The organism is Antribacter sp. NEAU-D49, from assembly GCF_057158775.1.
Genome location: NZ_JBXTSN010000004.1, coordinates 144,440 through 161,147 on the forward strand (window position 1 = coordinate 144,440; position 16,708 = coordinate 161,147).

16 protein-coding genes are annotated in these 16,708 nt (G+C 73.7%); 8 read left to right on the top strand and 8 right to left on the bottom strand.

The genetic code is table 11. The annotated features are described in order from the left end of the window. Positions 1–558: 558 nt before the first annotated feature. Positions 559–1,827, top strand: a complete 1,269-nt coding sequence (locus AC060K_RS05485) for a choice-of-anchor E domain-containing protein (RefSeq protein WP_483764477.1) — start codon at positions 559–561, stop codon at positions 1,825–1,827. Next, the gene (locus AC060K_RS05490; protein WP_483764454.1) at positions 1,824–2,663 is read left to right on the top strand and encodes a choice-of-anchor E domain-containing protein; all 840 of its coding nucleotides are present in this window, start codon (positions 1,824–1,826) and stop codon (positions 2,661–2,663) included. The genes AC060K_RS05485 and AC060K_RS05490 overlap by 4 nt, the downstream gene beginning before the upstream one ends. A gap of 55 nt (positions 2,664–2,718) precedes the next feature. Here AC060K_RS05490 and AC060K_RS05495 read toward each other — a convergent pair whose 3' ends face one another. Both AC060K_RS05495 and AC060K_RS05500 read right to left on the bottom strand, forming a co-directional pair. Beyond that, positions 2,719–3,864, bottom strand: coding sequence for an acyl-CoA dehydrogenase family protein (locus AC060K_RS05495; protein ID WP_483764455.1), 1,146 nt, complete (start codon positions 3,862–3,864; stop codon positions 2,719–2,721). Between the two features lie 48 nt (positions 3,865–3,912). Beyond that, positions 3,913–5,157: a helix-turn-helix domain-containing protein gene (locus tag AC060K_RS05500; RefSeq protein WP_483764456.1), complete on the bottom strand. Its 1,245-nt coding sequence runs from the start codon at positions 5,155–5,157 to the stop codon at positions 3,913–3,915. A gap of 184 nt (positions 5,158–5,341) precedes the next feature. Here AC060K_RS05500 and AC060K_RS05505 point away from each other — a divergent pair, with 184 nt between their 5' ends. From AC060K_RS05505 to AC060K_RS05515, 3 genes are all read left to right on the top strand, one after another. Continuing rightward, positions 5,342–7,045, top strand: a complete 1,704-nt coding sequence (locus AC060K_RS05505) for an aldehyde dehydrogenase family protein (protein WP_483764457.1) — start codon at positions 5,342–5,344, stop codon at positions 7,043–7,045. Positions 7,046–7,102: 57 nt separating this feature from the next. Further along, positions 7,103–8,284, top strand: coding sequence for a D-alanine--D-alanine ligase family protein (locus AC060K_RS05510; RefSeq protein ID WP_483764458.1), 1,182 nt, complete (start codon positions 7,103–7,105; stop codon positions 8,282–8,284). A 122-nt stretch (positions 8,285–8,406) separates the two neighbouring features. Further along, the gene (locus AC060K_RS05515) at positions 8,407–9,420 is read left to right on the top strand and encodes a hypothetical protein (protein WP_483764459.1); all 1,014 of its coding nucleotides are present in this window, start codon (positions 8,407–8,409) and stop codon (positions 9,418–9,420) included. Between the two features lie 5 nt (positions 9,421–9,425). Here AC060K_RS05515 and AC060K_RS05520 read toward each other — a convergent pair whose 3' ends face one another. The 3 genes from AC060K_RS05520 to AC060K_RS05530 all read right to left on the bottom strand — a co-directional run bounded on the left by AC060K_RS05520 (position 9,426) and on the right by AC060K_RS05530 (position 11,186). Next, complete coding sequence (locus tag AC060K_RS05520) at positions 9,426–9,833, bottom strand: VOC family protein (RefSeq protein WP_483764460.1); 408 nt, start codon at positions 9,831–9,833, stop codon at positions 9,426–9,428. 18 nt (positions 9,834–9,851) lie between these two features. After that, positions 9,852–10,577 (bottom strand): TetR/AcrR family transcriptional regulator, encoded by a 726-nt coding sequence (locus AC060K_RS05525; RefSeq protein ID WP_483764461.1) that lies wholly within the window; start codon positions 10,575–10,577, stop codon positions 9,852–9,854. Positions 10,578–10,667: 90 nt separating this feature from the next. Next, a complete protein-coding gene (locus AC060K_RS05530) occupies positions 10,668–11,186 on the bottom strand; it encodes a DUF3515 family protein (protein ID WP_483764462.1) in 519 nt (172 codons plus the stop codon). Positions 11,187–11,250: 64 nt separating this feature from the next. Here AC060K_RS05530 and AC060K_RS05535 point away from each other — a divergent pair, with 64 nt between their 5' ends. Continuing rightward, a complete protein-coding gene (locus AC060K_RS05535; protein ID WP_483764463.1) occupies positions 11,251–12,231 on the top strand; it encodes a thiamine-phosphate kinase in 981 nt (326 codons plus the stop codon). Here AC060K_RS05535 and AC060K_RS05540 read toward each other — a convergent pair. Then, on the bottom strand, positions 12,228–12,674 hold the full coding sequence (locus AC060K_RS05540; protein WP_483764464.1) for a MarR family winged helix-turn-helix transcriptional regulator: 447 nt from the start codon (positions 12,672–12,674) through the stop codon (positions 12,228–12,230). The genes AC060K_RS05535 and AC060K_RS05540 overlap by 4 nt on opposite strands. 126 nt (positions 12,675–12,800) lie before the next feature. Here AC060K_RS05540 and AC060K_RS05545 point away from each other — a divergent pair, with 126 nt between their 5' ends. Beyond that, complete coding sequence (locus AC060K_RS05545; RefSeq protein ID WP_483764465.1) at positions 12,801–13,820, top strand: NAD-dependent epimerase/dehydratase family protein; 1,020 nt, start codon at positions 12,801–12,803, stop codon at positions 13,818–13,820. On the opposite strand, the gene AC060K_RS05550 is transcribed toward AC060K_RS05545, so the two are convergent. Together AC060K_RS05550 and rpmB are read right to left on the bottom strand one after the other, a co-directional pair. Further along, positions 13,799–14,320, bottom strand: coding sequence for an N-acetyltransferase family protein (locus tag AC060K_RS05550; protein WP_483764466.1), 522 nt, complete (start codon positions 14,318–14,320; stop codon positions 13,799–13,801). The genes AC060K_RS05545 and AC060K_RS05550 overlap by 22 nt on opposite strands. 145 nt (positions 14,321–14,465) lie before the next feature. After that, the gene (rpmB, locus tag AC060K_RS05555) at positions 14,466–14,663 is read right to left on the bottom strand and encodes a 50S ribosomal protein L28 (protein WP_483764467.1); all 198 of its coding nucleotides are present in this window, start codon (positions 14,661–14,663) and stop codon (positions 14,466–14,468) included. A 244-nt stretch (positions 14,664–14,907) separates the two neighbouring features. Between rpmB and AC060K_RS05560 the strand changes: the two genes are divergently transcribed. Further along, a complete protein-coding gene (locus AC060K_RS05560) occupies positions 14,908–16,707 on the top strand; it encodes a DAK2 domain-containing protein (protein ID WP_483764468.1) in 1,800 nt (599 codons plus the stop codon). Position 16,708 lies beyond the last annotated feature (1 nt).

Here is a 16,708-nt window from a genome sequence, read left to right on the forward strand (position 1 = left end):
GGGAAGTAATTGCCCGGAGCGGGTGAAGTTGATGTGCGACATTTCGGTGTGACCGCGGTTCTCCGTGGCTCCGACCTGCAGATCTGCGGCTCAAATGCAGCAATGGACTTTTGTCAAATCATTCGCCGGATGTGAGGGCCCGTAACTCACCTCCGCACCCTGGGGCGGGCCAGATCGGCGCCACGGGCACTCCATCACCAGCTCTCGCTGGGGATCGGCGGCGCCCTGGAAGAAATACGCAGGGGGTGTTCCACGTATGACAAGACGTCATCGCGCGATCGCCACCGTCGTCACCTCCGGGTTGATATCCGGCATGGTGACAATGGTGGCCGCGCCGGTGCAGGCAGAGACCGTGACGCATACCGCGTCGGTCGAGCTGCAGTCCTTTCCTGCCGTCCACAATGTCTAGCTCCAGCAGTTCGACGACCTCGGCGGCACGTTGATCCTCGACAGCATCACGCTGAGCGGCTGGGTGTCCGGCACCGTCACGGGTGGCCTCGAGAACCTCAGCACCTACGAGGACAAGACGCTGACCGCCTCGGTCGACGCGAGCATCACATCGACGGCCAGCTCGCCGAGTACACGGCGGAGGCGCACGACGCACAGACATTCACGCTGGCCCCTGGCGAGCAGGTCGACTACGAGATCTCGGACGAGGGCACCACCTCGGCCACCACGACCGACCCTGGTGTGCTCGCGTCGTTCGTCGGCGACGGCTTCGTCACGTACCCGGTGACGAGCCTGATCGAGACGAGCGTGTCCGGGCCGGCGCCGTACGTCTCGACGGGCGTCGCCGTCGGCGAGGCCGAGGTCACCGTCTCGTACGAGTACCACCCGGCCCCGACGCAGTCGCTCGCGATCTACGTGTACGAGTGCGTGGACGGGGAGCCGACGACCACGCCGGTGGTCTCCACGGTCGCAGGTACCCGGGCGGGGATCTCCCAGCCCGGCCCGCTGCTGCCGACGCAGGTCGAGGCAGGGGTGCACGACACCACGGCTGTGGTGGGCCCCGAGTGGGAGTTCGTGGCGTGTGGTCAGCAGGGTGTGACCATCACGGACGGGCAGCACGCCTCGCAGCCGGGCACCGTCCCGGTGGGTGGCCACACGGACCTGTACTACTACGTGAACGCGGTGCCGCCGCCCACGCAGTCGCTCGCGATCTACGTGTACGAGTGCGTGGACGGTCAGCAGACCACGACGCCGGTGGCCTCGACGGTCGCTGACGCGACGGCGGGGATCTCGCAGGCGGGTCCGCTGCTGCCGACGCAGGTGGCCGCGGGGGTGCACCAGACCACGGCTGTGGTGGGTGACGAGTGGGAGTTTGTCGCGTGTGGTCAGCAGGGTGTGACCATCACCGACGGTCAGCACGCCTCGCAGCCGGGCACCGTCCCGGTGGGAGGCCACACGGACCTCTACTACTACGTGACCGAGCGCGTCTGCTACTGCGACCTCACCGAGAACACCTACAAGCGGCCCCTCACGGTCCGTGTCTGGAAGGAGATCCAGGGCTGGGCCTATGAGGACGGTCAGTGGGTCGACAAGGGGGACGACGGCTGGTACTCGCTGCCGGAGTCGTTCGGCGCGTTCCACGACTGGGACGTCAGCCACCTCGACGAAGGCCCGGCCTGGCTGCCGCCCGGCGTCTACGCCGGGAACCCGCCCGGGCTGACGTACCGGTACAAGGTGTCAGAAGGCACCCCGCTGACCTGGGAGTACTCGGGCGTCTGGTCCGAGACCCCGCCCACGGAACCCGACCCGGCGCCGAACGGCTTCGGCTGGGTCGTGGACCAGACCCGCACGACTCAGGTGGAGGTGCCATGCGAGTGACGCGAACAGCCCTGGCTCTGGCCGCGGCCGGGGTGCTGAGCATCGCCGGCGCCGGCCCGGCCGCGGCGGAGACCACGCCGGAGGAGACAGCCACCTTCGACCTGGGGGACCTCGACCTGTCGGGTGAGGGAACCTTCCAGCAGTTCGACCCTGCCCTGGGGACGCTCCAGTCGGTGGTGATCACCGCCGACGTGACCATGGACTTCGACGTCTGCCTGACGAACCTGAGCCAGGAGGCGAGCACCATCCCGGCGGGATCGGTGTCCGGCCTGGCACCGGTCACGTTCGCCGGCGACGTGGTGGCCACCGCGACCGGGGCGATGGACGTCCCCGGCGGGGAGCTCACCGCCAACACGGGTGCCGACGCGTGCTCGGAGTGGCTCGAGACCGGGACGGTGCCGACGGCGTCGGACTCGTTCTACTACACGGAGACGGACGTGTCGCCGTTCAGCGAGACGCTGACCGACCCGGCACAGCTCGCGCTCTACACCGGGACGGGCACCGTGCCCTTCTCGTTCGAGGCGTCGTCCGCGTCGGACCTCGCCCAGCCGTCGGAGTGGACGATCATCTTCCTCGCCGGTGGCTCGGGCAGCGCCACGATCCAGTACAACTACGTGCCGGCGCCGGTCCCCGTACCGGCTCCCGTGCCCACGCCGTCGGTCACGCCGACCCCCAGCGTGGCACCGGCCGCGGCGGCCCGGCCGGCACCCCCGGCCGCCCCGCTCCCGGTCACGGGTGGTGACGTCGCGAGGGTGATCCTCGTCGCGGGTCTCCTCCTGGCGGGGGGCACGACAGCCCTCGTGGTGGGTCGCAAGGTGCGGTCCCGGAAGGTCTGACAGACCCCTCGGCCGGTGGGGACGCCCCGAGCGCCCCACCGGCCGAGGCATGTCTCTACTCCAGCGGGCCGAGCAGCGACTGCGCCACCGTCGCGTGCGCCGACTCGTCGTCGGACGGGTGGAAGATGCCCGCGAGGACGTCGCGGTAGAGGCGTCCCAGCTCCGAGCCGCTGAAGTACGTGGACCCGCCCGACGACCGCACCGCCTGGTCCACCACGAACCGGGCCGCCTCCGTGGCTCGCACCTTGAGCCCGGCGGTGGCGCGGAACCAGCCGGCGCCACGGTCCTCGCCGGCGTCGATGGCGCCCGTGAGGGCGTCGAGCTGGAGCCAGATCCCGTCGAGCGTGAGCGCCGCGTCGGCGATACGCCACCGGATGTCCGGGTCCTGCGACAGCAGCTTTCCCGTCTTCATCGACGACCGCCGTTCCACCGCCTCGACAGCGAGCTCGAGCGCGCGGTCCGCGATCCCCGTGTACACGGCGGCGAGCAGCAGCTCGAACGAGGTGAAGATGCCGACCACGTAGGGGTCCAGGGTGGGGCCGGGGGCGAGCCGTCGCAGCACGCGCGACGCCGGGGCGTGGGCGCCCTCCAGCACGGTCGTGCGGGACTGGGACGCGCGCATCCCGATCGTGTCCCAGTCGTCGAGGATGTCGAAGCCGCCACCGTCCCGCGTCACGAACGCGTGCACCAGCACGGGCGCGTCGGGCGACGTGTCGTCCCGGCCCAGCACGCCGAGACGCGTCCAGGCGGGGGAGTTGCTCGTGAAGATCTTGCGGCCGTGGAACGTGTACCCGCCCTCGCCGTCGGGCCGCGCCTCCGTGCGGGAGCCCAGCAGCACCAGGTCGTTGCCCGCTTCGGAGTACCCGAACCCGAACACCTCGCCGGCCGCCGCCTCCTCGAGGAGCCAGTCGAGCGAGGAGTCGCCGCGCGCGTGCAGGTAGCGCGCCACGCCGGTCCAGACATGGTGCATGTTGACGGCCAGGGCGGTCGCGGGTGCTGCCGCGGCCAGGCGGGCCTGCTCGCGCGCCAGCTCGCGCAGCGAGAGGCCGGCGCCGCCGAGCGGGGCGGGCACCAGGGCGGCGAGGTAACCGGCGGCCCTGAGGTCGTCGAGGTCCTCGGTGAAGAAGGAGTTCTCCCGGTCGTATCGCGCGGCCCGGCCGCGAACGGTGTCCAGCAGGTCGTCGCTCAGGATCTGCGTCATGCTCCCGACGCTACGCCGCACCTGGTCAGGGTCGCGCGGTGTCGTGCGTCACGCGGGCTCGTGGAGGCGGCGCGCCCGCACGGCGGCATAGAGCTCGGCGGCGTCACGCGGGTGGTTCACGTCCCTGCCGGTCTGCTCGGTCACGCGGGCGAGCCGGTTGAGGACCGTGTTCCGGTGGCAGTGCAGCGCCTTCGCGGCGCGGGTGGACGAGCCGCCGGCGTCGAACCAGGCCTCCAGGGTGCGCACGAGGAGTTCCTCGTCCCGTGCGTCCCGGCCGCCGAGCCCGGTGAGCACCGCCGCGGCGAGCTCGCCGGCCCGGGCGCTGTCGGACGCCAGGAGAGCGTCCAGGGGCGCCGAACCGTACCGGAGCGTCCCCGTCGCCCCGGGAGAGAGACACTGCAGCGCCGTGCGCGCCTGGTCGAGCGCTGCCGGCGCCTGCGCCAGGCTGGTGAACGGCCGGCTCAAGCCGGCCCGGCCGTCGCCCAGGCAGGCCTCCACGGCGGCGACCGCCGCCTCGGCGGTGGCCGCCGTGACGAGACCGAGTCGCTCACCCCCGTGGTCCACCCAGCGTGCCGTCGTCCCCCGCGTGGCGTCGTCGCTCCAGGAGCGCGCGTGCTGCCCGACGCCGGCCGCTCGCCCGGGTGCACCGGACCGGCCGGGTGCCTGGCGTGCCGGGCGGGGCGCGGCGCCGCGTGCGGGGCCGGGACCCGGCAGGGAGCCCGCGTCCGCGACCGCCACGACGAACACCCCGCGCTCCGGGAGGCGCAGGGTACGGCGTGCGGCGTCGCTGTACGGGTCGGACCCGTCGAGGAGACCGAGGAGGGCCGCCTCCCGGGCCGCGCGCACCCCGGCGGCGCGCTCCGCAGCGGCCCAGCGGTACGCGTCGGTGGCGGCGCTCGAGAAGCGGTCGATCGCCGCCCACACCCTGGACGACAGGCTGACCAGCGCCGTCGGGTCCGGGCTGTGGGATGCGCGGCTGGTGAGCTCGTCCCAGATCAGCATCCCCGCGACCCGGTAGGCCCGCAGCACGTTCTCGAGGGGTGCACCGGCAAGGGCCGTGACCTGGCCGGCCCGGCGTGCGGGAGCGAGGGACTCGGGGTCGCCTGCCAGGCCGGCGAGCAGCTCCACCACGTTGGCGCGGACCAGGGCGCGGACCTGGTCCGGGGTGATCGTCGGGTCGCCGTCGAGGGCGCCGGGAGGGAGGGCACCCTGCGCCACAGAGTCCGTCAGCTGGTCGACCTCGTTGCGCAGGTCGACCAGGGCCGGGCAGGTGAGGCGGGCCGGCCCCCGCACGCAATGTCCGACATGGGGGAGACTACCGACGCGGGCGTGATTGTGCATTCGCACAGTGAATGTCAAACAACTGGGTGCAGGCGGCTCTGGCGCTGAGACCACGTATCAGGTCACACTGTGGGGCGGTGGCCCCCTCGCAGGGGGACGGGGCCGCTGTCGTTCCGACGATCGAAGGAGATCTGCGATGAGCGTCACGGACGCACGCGCCCTGACGAGCCACGAGCTCGACGACGCGATCGACCGGCTCACCGTCGGAGCCGAGCGCTGGGCCACCCTGCCCCACGACGGCAGGGCCCGGCTGCTCCGCGAGGTCAGCGCTGCGGTGGCCGGCGTGGCCGAGCGGTGGGCGACCGCGGCCTGCCGGGCCAAGTCTGTCGCCGAGGGGTCGGAGCTCGCCGGCGAGGAGTGGCTCACGGGCCCCTACGGTGCGCTCTGCGCCCTGACGGCTTACGCCCAGGCCTACGACGCGGTCGCGAAGGGCCGGTCGGCCCTCGCCGGGTCTCGTCCGCAGCCGGCGCCCGGGGGCCGGGTGGCCGTCCGCGTGCTCCCCGAGAATGCCCACGAGCGCGTGATGTTCCACGGCTTCCTCGCCGAGGTGTGGATGCCGCCAGGGGTCACGGCCGACGAGGTCCGGCGCCACGTGGGCCCGCCGACGCCGGCTCCGGGCGGCCACGGCGGCGTGTGCGTCGTGCTCGGTGCCGGCAACGTCTCGTCGATCGCGCCGCTGGACGCCCTGTACGAGCTGGTCGCGCACGACCGTGCGTCGATCGTGAAGCTCAACCCCACGTTCGCGGACCTCCTGCCCGTGTACGAGGAGGCGTTCGCGCCGCTGGTGGCTGCGGGCGTGGTGCGGTTCATCACCGGCGGTGCCGAGGTCGGTGCCCGCCTCACGGCGCACGACCGCATCGCCACGGTGCACATCACCGGTTCCGCCCGGACCCACGACGCGATCGTGTGGGGCACGGGCGAGGAGGCGCGACGTCGTCGGGCCTCGAACGAGCCCCGGCTGACCGTGCCCATCACGAGCGAGCTGGGCGGCGTCGCGCCCGTGATCGTGGTGCCCGGCCGGTGGAGCCGCGCGGACCTCAGGTTCCAGGCGGAGCACGTCGCCACCATGCGGCTGAACAACGCGGGCCACAACTGCATCGCCGGGCAGGTCCTGGTCCTGCCGGCGGACTGGCCGCAGAAGGACGACTTCCTCGCCGAGGTCCGGGCCGCCTTCGGACGGCTGCCCGCCCGCGCCCCCTGGTATCCCGGCGCCGAGGCGACGATGGCCCGCGTGGCCGCGGACCACCCGGACGCCGAGGAGGTCAACGGCCGCCTGCTCGTGCGGGTGGACCCCGACGACGCCGCGTGCACGGACGAGTACTTCGCGCCCGTCCTGGCATGGACGGAGCTGCCGGGCGAGGGCGCCGCGTACCTCGACGCCGCCGTCAGGCTCGCCAACGACCGGCTCGCCGGGACGCTCGGCGCCAACGTGATCGTGCGGCCCCAGGACCGGCGCGCCCTGGGCGCCGCCTTCGACCGGGCGGTCGCCGACCTGCGGTACGGGACCGTGGCGATCAACGCCTGGACCGGGATGGGCTTCCTCCTCCCTCGCGCCACGTGGGGCGCCTTCCCCGGCCACACGCTGCACGACGTCGGCAGCGGGATCGGCGTGGTGCACAACAGCCACCTGGTGCACGATCCGGAGCGGACGGTCCTGACCGGGCCGTTCCGCCCGTTCCCGCGGTCGGTCCTGCACGGCGAGCCGTCGCTGTTCCCCAAGCCGCCGTGGTTCGTCGGCGCCCGGAGCGGCCTCGCCACGGCGCGGGCCCTCACCGCCTACGCGGCGGCGCCGTCGTGGGGCAGGCTGGCTGCCGTGCTGGTCCACGCCTTCCGAGCCTGAGCTCGCACCACGGCCCCGGCGCTGATCCGGCGGGGCCGGTCGGGTAGGGTCAGGCCGATGTCGCACCACAGCCTCACCCCTGAGCCCACGCCCGAGCCGGCCCCTGCGGCGGCCCTGCCGGACGGCGGCGCGCGCAAGCCGCGCGTCGTGATCCTGTTCGGCGGTCGCTCCGGCGAGCACGCCGTCTCCGTGGCGACGGCCGGTGGCGTGCTCGGCGCGATCGACCGCGACAAGTACGACGTGATCCCCGTGGGGATCACGCGTGAGGGTCAGTGGGTCCTGGCCGAGGACACGCCGGGCCGCTGGGCCATCACGGACGGGCGCCTGCCCGAGGTGACGGCCGGGGGCGGCGAGGTCGTGCTGCCGCTCGCGGTGGGCGAGCGCTCGCTGCGGGTGCTCGCTCCCGGGCAGGTGCCCGAGGTGCTGGGCGACGTCGACGTCGTGTTCCCCCTCCTGCACGGTCCGTTCGGCGAGGACGGCACGCTGCAGGGCCTGCTCGAGCTGGCAGACGTGCACTATGTGGGCGCCGGGGTGCTCGCCTCCGCCGTGGGCATGGACAAGCACTTCATGAAGCTGGTCCTGGCCGGCCAGGGGCTGCCCGTGGGGCCGTACGCCGTGATCCGGCCCGGGGAGTGGGACACCCGGCGCGACGTGTGCGTCCAGACGGTCGAGACGCTCGGGCTGCCGCTGTTCGTGAAGCCGGCCCGCGCGGGATCGTCGCTGGGCATCAGCCGGGTCGACGACCTGGCCGACCTGCCCGCAGCCGTCGAGGAAGCCCGCCGGCACGATCCCAAGGTGATCGTCGAGGCGGGCATCAGCGGCCGTGAGATCGAGTGCGCGGTGCTCGGCGGACGGGCCGGTGCCCGGGCGCGGGCGTCGCTGCCGGGCGAGATCGTGGTCACCGGCGGTGAGCACACCTTCTACGACTACGAGGCGAAGTACCTCGACGAGGCCAACGTGCAGCTCTCCTGCCCGGCCGACCTGCCGGAGAACCTCATCAAGGAGATCCAGGAGGTCGCGGTCCGCACCTTCGAGGCGGTGGGTGCCGAGGGGCTGTCGCGCGTGGACGTGTTCGTCACCGACGACGACCAGGTGGTCGTCAACGAGATCAACACGATGCCCGGCTTCACGCCGTTCTCGATGTACCCGCGCATGTGGCAGGCGTCGGGCATGACGTATGCCGAGCTCGTCGACGAGCTGATCCAGCTCGCGCTGGACCGCCCCACCGGCCTGCGCTGACCGCCGCACCGGATCACCCGCGGGTTCACCCGGTCCGGACGTCACGAGCGGGGTGCCGCGCGCTCTTGAGCGGCGACACCCCCAGGCCCGGTCGCGACCGGGCTCTCGTCACGAGGAGACCCGTGCCTTCCACGCACCACCGGCCCGGCGCCCTGCGCCGGGCCGTCGCCCTGTCCGCCGCGCTCTCGACGGCCTTCCTGCTCGCCGCGTGCGACGACCTGGACCCCGCCGTCCCGGACGGCTTCGACCAGCCCGGCCCCAGCCCGTCGTCGGGCACCACTGCGGCTGACCTCGGCCTGACCTGGGGGGCCGACGGCGTCGCGACCCTCGCCTCGGGCGCGGTGCTGCACCGCTCCACCGGCCACGTGGAGCTGCCCGCCGACCGGTTCCTGGAGACCTGGGAGGAGATCCAGACGCTGGAGATGGCGCGCAACGTAGCCGTCGCGGCGTGCGGCCGGCTGTCCGGGCTGGACGTCCAGGCCGTCCGCTGGGAGGTGGACCCCCTCGCCGGCGTCAGCCAGCCGTTCGGGGCCTGGTCCCGCGAGGTGGCTGAGCAGTACGGGTTCGGCGTCGGGCCGGTGGACCCGTACGCGACGCAGGACGTCGGCGACGAGGGGCTGCCCCCGGCGTTCGCCGGCGCGTCGGTGGGCCCGGACGGGTTCGCGACCCTGCCCGAGGACCAGGCCGTGCTCGACGCGTGCTACCAGGAGGCCGACGCGCAGCGCTTCGACCTGGTCACGGTCACGTCCGGCGGGACCGCCCAGTGGCGCATCGACCTGGAGCAGGTCTGGATCGAGTGGCAGACGTACCCGGAGGCCCAGGCGGTCGAGGCCGAGTACGCCTCCTGCCTCGCCGGCGTGGGGGCCGAGCCCAACCCCGACCTCTGGGGCGGCGCGGCGGGCATGGACCTCGGGTCTGCCTCGCAGCCGCAGATCGACCTGGCGCTGCTGGTGGTCGGCTGCAAGGAGGAGGTGGCCTACGTGCCGCGTCTCGCCGACCTCGTGGCAGGGCGCCAGGCGCCCGTGCTGGAGGCGTATGCCGCGGAGCTCCACGCCTACCGGGCCGACGTCGACCTCGTGGTCGAGGCCGCTCGCGAGGTGCTGGAGCTCAACGCGGACGTGATGGTCCAGGGCTGAGGCCCTCAGGGCACCAGGTCCGGGGCGTCGGGGTTCCAGGCGATCTCCCAGCGGAAACCGTCCGGGTCGGCGAAGTAGCCGCTGTAGCCGCCCCAGGCCCGGTCCCGGGCGTCCTGGACCTCGGCGCCCGCCGCACGCGCGGTGCTCAGCACGGTGTCCACGTCCTCGCGCGAGGCGACGTTGTGGGCGAGCGTCAGGGGAGGCACGCCCGTACCGCGGGCGATCGGGCCCACCTCCTCCTCGAACGCCGCGGCGTCCCAGAGGGACAGGAGCAGGTGCTCCGCCGTCTGGAACATGAGCACCTCGCCCGGGGCCTCGAAGCGTGGCTGCCAGCCGAGGCCCTCCACGTAGAAGCGGCGGGCGGCGCCGAGGTCGCGCACGGGCAGGGTGACGAGGCTGACGCGCTGGTCCATGGGACCAGCGTGCCACCGTCACCGCAGGTTCGGGCTGACCTCGAGGTTCAGATACGTGAGGATCGACGCCATCATGTCGTCGAACAGCTCCACGTGGCCCTTGTAGGCGAACTCCAGGTGCCCGTACGCGGCCATGCTGAGCAGGCCGACGACCTGCCGCCAGCCCGTCGACATCATGTAGACCACGCCGAGCGGGAGGCTCGACGACAGGGCGTCCCGGTGGCGCTCGATCGAGGGGCGCAGCGGGGCCGGGATCTCGTCGTCGGCCGGATAGGGCAGGCCCGCCCGCACGTAGTCCTCGAAGAGGCCCACGTAGACCGTGCCGATCTCGAGCACGAAGAAGCGGTCCACGGCCGGGTCCAGCTCGTACGCGCCCCGGAAGCCGGAGCCCATGAGGAGGTCGAACTCCGGCCGGTTCGCCGTGGTCCAGCGGAAGATCGCACGGGTGGCCGCGTGGATCCGGGCGCTCAGGTCGTCCGGGTCCTGGAGGGCGACGTCGTGCCGCATGGCCTGGAGGAGGTCGTCCATGGACGCCTCGTAGACGGCGCGGATCAGCTCGCCGCGCCCGTCGAAGTACCGGTAGAGGGCAGGAGCCGTGACGCCGACCGCCTTGGCGACGGCCGCCATGGTCACACCCTGGATGCCGCCGCTCTGGGAGAGGATCGTCCGCGCCTCACGCAGGACGTCCCGCTGCAGCTCCTGCTGGAGCCGGTCTCGTCGCGACCCGACCGCAATGTCGCTCAACACAATTACCCCTTCCATTGCGGTGCCCAGCTCGCGAACGATCCGGCACAGTGTCGAAGAACCTTCGACAGGAAGATTCGCACGTTCGCGTCAGGAGCAGTGCTTATTGGCACGAACATGCCGTACAGCGGGTGCGAGGTCGGAGATGAACGACGTGGACCGGGTCTCGCTGACGGCGGGCGGCACCACGACCTCGACGGCGGGGTCCCGGCCGTAGGTGGTGAACGACCAGGTGCCCTCGCCGTCGGTGACGACGATCCAGTCCACGACCGTGCCGTCGGCGGACTCCACCCGCTGGCAGTCCGCAGCGACCTCGGGCGGGGTGACCCCGCACCGCATGGTCACGGCCGCACCCGGTTCGCCCCAGGCGGCCGTGGCCTGGGCGTTCGTCCGTACCTTCGGCAGGCCCTCGCCGAGGGACTCCGGGACCGCGAGCATCACCTCGGCGCAGACAGGGTCGGCGGCGTCGTCGGCCACCTCGACGCCGATGGTGGGGGCGCAGCCGGCGAGCAGGGTGGCGACGGCCGTTGCGCAAGCCCCCGCGAGCAGGGTCCGGTGCCCCGTCCGGTGTGCGGGACGGGCGTCGTCGGAGGTGTCTGGGGATGCCACGCCGCCACGTTACCGTCGAAGAACTTCGAGCCGGAGCGAGGGCTGGAACGCATAGGGTCGGAGTGTGACAGAACTCGTCCGCGACCTCACCGAGGAACAGCTCCTCGCCCGCATCTTCCCGCTGCTGCCTGCGGGCGCAGCGACCGTGCTGGGGCCGGGCGACGACGCCGCGGTGGTGGCCGCCCCCGACGGACGGTTCGTGGTCTCCACCGACGTGCTCGTCGAGGACCGGCACTTCCGCGCGCGGTGGTCGACGGGCTACGACGTCGGCCGGCGCGCCGCGGCGCAGAACCTGGCGGACGTGGCGGCGATGGGGGCCCGCCCCACGGCGCTGGTGGTGTCGCTGGTGGTCCCCGGCGCCACGCCGGTCGAGTGGGTGACAGGCCTGGCCCGGGGCCTGGCGGAGGCGTGCGCGCGCGCCGGTGCCGGGGTCGTGGGCGGAGACCTCTCGGGCGGTGACGCCCTCGTCGTCGCCGTCACCGTGCACGGCGACCTGGAGGGCCGGGCGCCCGTGCTGCGGTCCGGCGCCCGGGCCGGGGACCTCGTCGCGTACGCCGGGGTACGCGGCCGCTCGGCCGCCGGGCTGGCGCTCCTCGAGGCGGACCTCGCGGAGGCCGGGCCGTTCGAGGCGTCGATCGCGGGCTATCTCCGGCCGGACCCGCCCCTCTCCGCCGGCCCGGAGGCGGCCGACGCCGGAGCCACCGCGATGCTCGACGTGTCGGACGGCCTGCTGCGGGACGCCGCCCGTGTGGCCCGCGCCTCCGCGGTGCGGATCGACCTCGACCCCGGCGCCTTCGCCGCCGACCGGGAGGCCCTTCGCCCGGCGGCGGAGGCGGTCGCCGCGGGCGCCGTCGACAAGGTGCTCGACCAGTGGGTGTTCGGCGGCGGGGAGGACCACGGGCTCCTGGCCACGTTCCCGGGGGACGCAGTGCTCCCGGCGAGGTGGTCCGTCGTCGGGCGCGTGCTCGACGACATCCCGGGCGAGGTCACGGTGGGTGGCCTGCCGCCGGGCGTGGGGACCGGCTGGGACCACTTCAAGGCCTAGCTGCGGCCGCCGAGGATCGACATGATGTCGATGAGCTCCGACCAGCGGGACTGCGGGAGCGGGGCGAACAGCTCCTCGGCCGTGGCCTCGTAGGCCTTCAGCCACGACGCCGCCTGCTGCAGGCCCTCCGGGGTGGCGACCAGCTTGGTCACCCGCCGGTCGGCCGTGTCGGTGGAGCGTTCCACCAGGCCGTCCCGGACCAGCGCCTCCAGCAGCGCCGAGGCGGTCCCCTGCGCTACCCCGACGGCCGCGGCGACGTCGGTGACGCGGATGGGGCCCAGCCGGGCGACCTCCACCAGCACGCGGGCGCGCGGGAAGGACACCCCGACCTCGCCGAGTCGTTCGTCGAACTCCCGGGCCAGGGTCTTGGCCACGCGGCCGAACGTGTCCGCGAGCTCGGCGGCTGACGGCCGCGGGCTCTCGCCGCCGGGCTGATCTCCCATGACAAGCCTCTCGTCTGACATCTCCTCTTGACACCAGTATGCATCGGGGCCAATCTATTGGGACCGATGCATTGCCTCCGATGCATCTCGCTCGATGCCTCGGCATCGACAACCCGAGGAGTCTTCATGCGCATCTTCCTGACCGGTGGAAGCGGCTTCGTGGGCCAGCACCTGATCCGGCGGCTCCGTGCGGACGGCCACTCCGTCCTGGCCCTGGCCCGCTCCACGGCCAGCGCGCGGACCGTGCGCGACGCCGGTGCCGAGCCCGTCCACGGAGACCTGGCCGAGCTGTCCGGCCCGGACGGCCCGGCGGTCCGCCCGGACTGGCTGGACCACCTCCGCGAGGCCGACGCCGTGGTGCATGCCGCAGCCCGGATGGAGTTCTGGGGGCCCGACGCGGGCTTCCGCACCGACAACCACGAACCGACGGTCGCCCTGCACGCCGTCGCGGCGCAGGCGGGGGTCTCCCGGTTCGTGCTCATCAGCGCCGCGGGCGTGTCCCTGGGCGGGCAGCGTGCGACCGTGGTGGACGAGAGCACCGACGAAGGCACCCCCAACACCGCCTACTCCCGGGTCAAGCTGGAGACGGAGAAGGCGCTGCGCGGCGCCGCCACGCCGGGGATGAGCCTCGTGATCCTGCGGCCGCCGTTCATCTGGGGCAGCGGGGTCACCACGATCGACGACGCGATCGCGGCGGTCGTGAAGGGACGGTGGCTGTGGATCGACGGCGGCCGCCACATCATGGACCACGTGCACGTCGCCAACCTCGCCGACGCCGTCGTGCTGTCCCTCACGCGCGGACGCGACGGCGCGGTGTACTACGTCACCGACGGCGACCCCAGGCCGGTCCGCGACTTCTTCGTCGCTCTGCTCGGCACCCGGGGGGTGGACGTCTCCGGCAGCCGCAGCCTTCCGCTGGCTGTCGTCGCGCCGCTCGCGGCCGTCATGGACGGCACCGCCCGACTCGTCCGGGCGCACACCGCGCCGCCGCTCACCAACTGGCTCGTCACGATCATGGGTCGTGACCGGACCTACGACATCAGCGCCGCCCGTGCGGACCTCGGCTACGAGCCGCGGGTGAGCTTCGACGCCGGCCTGGCGGAGATGGCCGCGGCGGCCGGCGGTCAGCGGGCCGTGCGCCGGTAGCGAAGCTGCGTCAGCGGCTTGCCGCCGATGGTGTCGAGCCGCTCGACGCCGTCCGGCTGGAAGCCGTGGCGCCGGTAGAAGTGCTGCGCGCGCTCGTTGCCCTCCAGGATCCACAGGGTGACGCTCGTGCCGGGCTGCACGTCCGCCAGGACGGACCGCATGAGGTCACGGGCCACCCCGCTGCCCCAGGCGCGCGGGTGCAGGTAGATCGCGTAGATCTCCAGGTCGCCCGGCTCCGCGTCCTCGTCGCGCGAGGGCCCCACGCTGGTGAAACCGACGGTGCCGGCCCCGTCCTCGGCGACGAGGACCTTGGCGCCGGAGGCGGTGAGGACGTCCTGCCACTCGCCCGCCCGGTCGTGCACGTCCAGCGACGCGAGGAAGGAGTCCGGGAGCAGCTCGGAGTACGCGCCGCGCCAGGACGCGATGTCCACCTGGGCGATCTTCTCGGCGTCTGCCGCCGTGGCCGGCCGGATGGTCACGTCGTCGGTCTGGGCCGTCATGTCCTCACAGTGTCACGGCCCGCTGAACCTCGGCAACACGCCGAGGCAACGATCCGGGAACAGCACGACGCCCGCAGGGAATCCCTGCGGGCGTCGTGGGAAAAGCATGCGCGGCGGCCGGGTCACCGGCCGCGCGGCGGCAGCGTCAGGCCGAGACCTTGCGCGTGACCTTGCCGGCCTTGAGGCACGAGGTGCACACGTTCACGCGCTTGGGCGTACCGCCCACGATCGCGCGCACACGCTGGATGTTCGGGTTCCAGCGGCGCTTGGTGCGGATGTGGGAGTGCGAGATGCTGTGCCCGAAGCCCGGGCCCTTGCCGCAGACGTCGCAGTTGGCAGCCACGGTGGTCTCCTGAGGTTGGTCGTGCACGTCCGTGCACGACTGCAGGACGTGAATGGTCGAGGGGGCGCCCGGAGAAACTCTCCCGGGCAACCACGACAGCGTACCTGATGCGGCGACAGGCCCTCAAACGAGGGGCAAGGCTGGTGCATCACACCGTCGGGACCAGCCTACCCGCGGTAGGAGGTGAGGCGGTCCGGCGAAGTACGGTGGAGGCCGACCCGGACCGACCGCAGGAGGCCTCAGCGTGACCGACGTCACGGACAGCGCGCCGCACGTCCCGGCGCGGCCACCGGCCGCGCCGTCGCCCGAGGCCCTCGACGCGGGGCTCGTCCGCGCGTGGGCGGGGCTGGCGGCGAGGTCCGTGGGGCGCGAGCGCGCGGCCCTCGACCGCGTCAACGTGTTCCCCGTCGCGGACGCCGACACCGGGACCAACCTCTACCTCACGCTCCGCGAGGCCGAGCGTGCGGTGCGCTCGGCCGCGTCGTCGGCCACGGGGACGCAGCTGCTGGGCGCGTTCGCGCGTGGTGCCCTGCTCGGCGCGCGCGGCAACTCCGGCGTGATCCTCAGCGAGTGGCTGCGAGGGCTCGCCGTCGCCGCGCGGCGGGGTGGCGGACCGGCCGACCTGCTGGCGCAGGCCGCGCGGTCGGCGCGGGCCGCGGTGGCCGACCCGGCGGAGGGGACCATCCTGACGGCGGCGGACGCGGCGGCGGAGCGCGCGGCGGCGGCGGACGCAGCGACGGAGCGTGCGACGGCGGCGGAAGGCATCACGGAAGGCATCGCGGAAGGCGCGGCCGGCTCGCCGTCGGCGCTCCTGGCCGCCGTCCGGGCGGGGGCCGACGGCGCCCGCGAGGCTGCCCGGGCGAGCGTCCGCACGCTCGACGCGCTGAGCCGCGCCGGCGTGCTCGACGCGGGCGCGTGCGGCCTGGTCGTGGTGCTGGACGCGCTGGTGGCGGTGGTGTCGGCGGGAGTGTCAGAGGCCGGCGGCACCATGGACCCCGTGACGATCGGCCTCGAGCTCGACCTGCCGCGCGCCCGGGAGCATTCCGGGGAGCCCGGCGGGCTCGACGCGCCGCTCGTCGTCGGGTCGGTGAGCGCGCCGGAGCCGTGGCTCACGTCGGCCGGCCACGAGCCGCTGGGCGCTGGGTCGCTGGAGCTCATGTTCGTGCTCACCCGCCCCAGCGCGGCGACCGAGGGCGTGGCGGAGGCTCTCCGGGCCCGGCTCGGGGAGGTCGGCGACTCCGTGGTCGTGGTCGGGGGAGACTCCGGCGGGGGAGACGCCGTCTGGCAGGGGCACGTCCACACCGACGATCTCGGGGCGGGCCTGGCGGCTGCCTCGGCGTTCCTGGCCGACGGCGGCACGCTCGCCCAGGTCCACGTGCGCCACCTGGAGGCGGCGCCGCAGCATCAGTGGGGCGTCGTCGTGGCGACCGCCGCCCCGGCACTGGCCGCGGAACTGGCCCTGGCGGGTGCCGTCGTGCTGCTGACCGGCGGGTTCGGCGGCGCCGTCGAGCCGCTCACCGCCGCCGACGTGCACCGCGCGGCGGCGAGCACCGGCGCGCGCCGCGCGCTCGTGCTGCCCGGCGAGGCCCGGGAGGCGGCCGAGGGCGCGGCCCGCCGGGCCACGTCCGGGGAGGCCGCCGACCTGGACGCCGTGGTGGTGCTCGACGCCGCCACCGACGTGCACGCGGTCGTGGCCCTCGCCGCGCTCGGCACGCTGCTGCCCGTCGACGACTCGGACGCTGCCGATGCCTCCGAGGTTGCCGAGGAGGTGCAGGAGGTGCTGGCGGGGCTCCGGGTCGTCGTCGTCCCCGGGGGCGCGGCAGAGGCCGAGCTGGAGCGCCTGCTGACGGACCTGCCCGACGCGGAGGTGGTCACAGCCCTGCTGGACGACGACGTCCCGGCCGGGCTGGCTGAGCGCCTCGCGGACGTGGTGGTGCGCCTCGCGCCCGACGCCGAGCTGGTCGCCCGGGCCACCGGGCGGACGGGCGGGTCGGTGCAGCTGGGCGCGGAGGACGTGGACGGACCGCCGGACGAGGAGGAGTGAG

Bases quoted from the DNA above. Each gene is read 5' to 3' on its own strand.
- AC060K_RS05495 (WP_483764455.1), bottom strand. From the start codon at position 3,864: ATGACGCAGATCCTGAGCGACGACCTGCTGGACACCGTTCGCGGCCGG.
- AC060K_RS05505 (WP_483764457.1), top strand. From the start codon at position 5,342: ATGAGCGTCACGGACGCACGCGCCCTGACGAGCCACGAGCTCGACGAC.
- AC060K_RS05510 (WP_483764458.1), top strand. From the start codon at position 7,103: ATGTCGCACCACAGCCTCACCCCTGAGCCCACGCCCGAGCCGGCCCCT.
- AC060K_RS05520 (WP_483764460.1), bottom strand. From the start codon at position 9,833: ATGGACCAGCGCGTCAGCCTCGTCACCCTGCCCGTGCGCGACCTCGGC.
- AC060K_RS05540 (WP_483764464.1), bottom strand. From the start codon at position 12,674: ATGGGAGATCAGCCCGGCGGCGAGAGCCCGCGGCCGTCAGCCGCCGAG.
- AC060K_RS05545 (WP_483764465.1), top strand. From the start codon at position 12,801: ATGCGCATCTTCCTGACCGGTGGAAGCGGCTTCGTGGGCCAGCACCTG.
- AC060K_RS05550 (WP_483764466.1), bottom strand. From the start codon at position 14,320: ATGACGGCCCAGACCGACGACGTGACCATCCGGCCGGCCACGGCGGCA.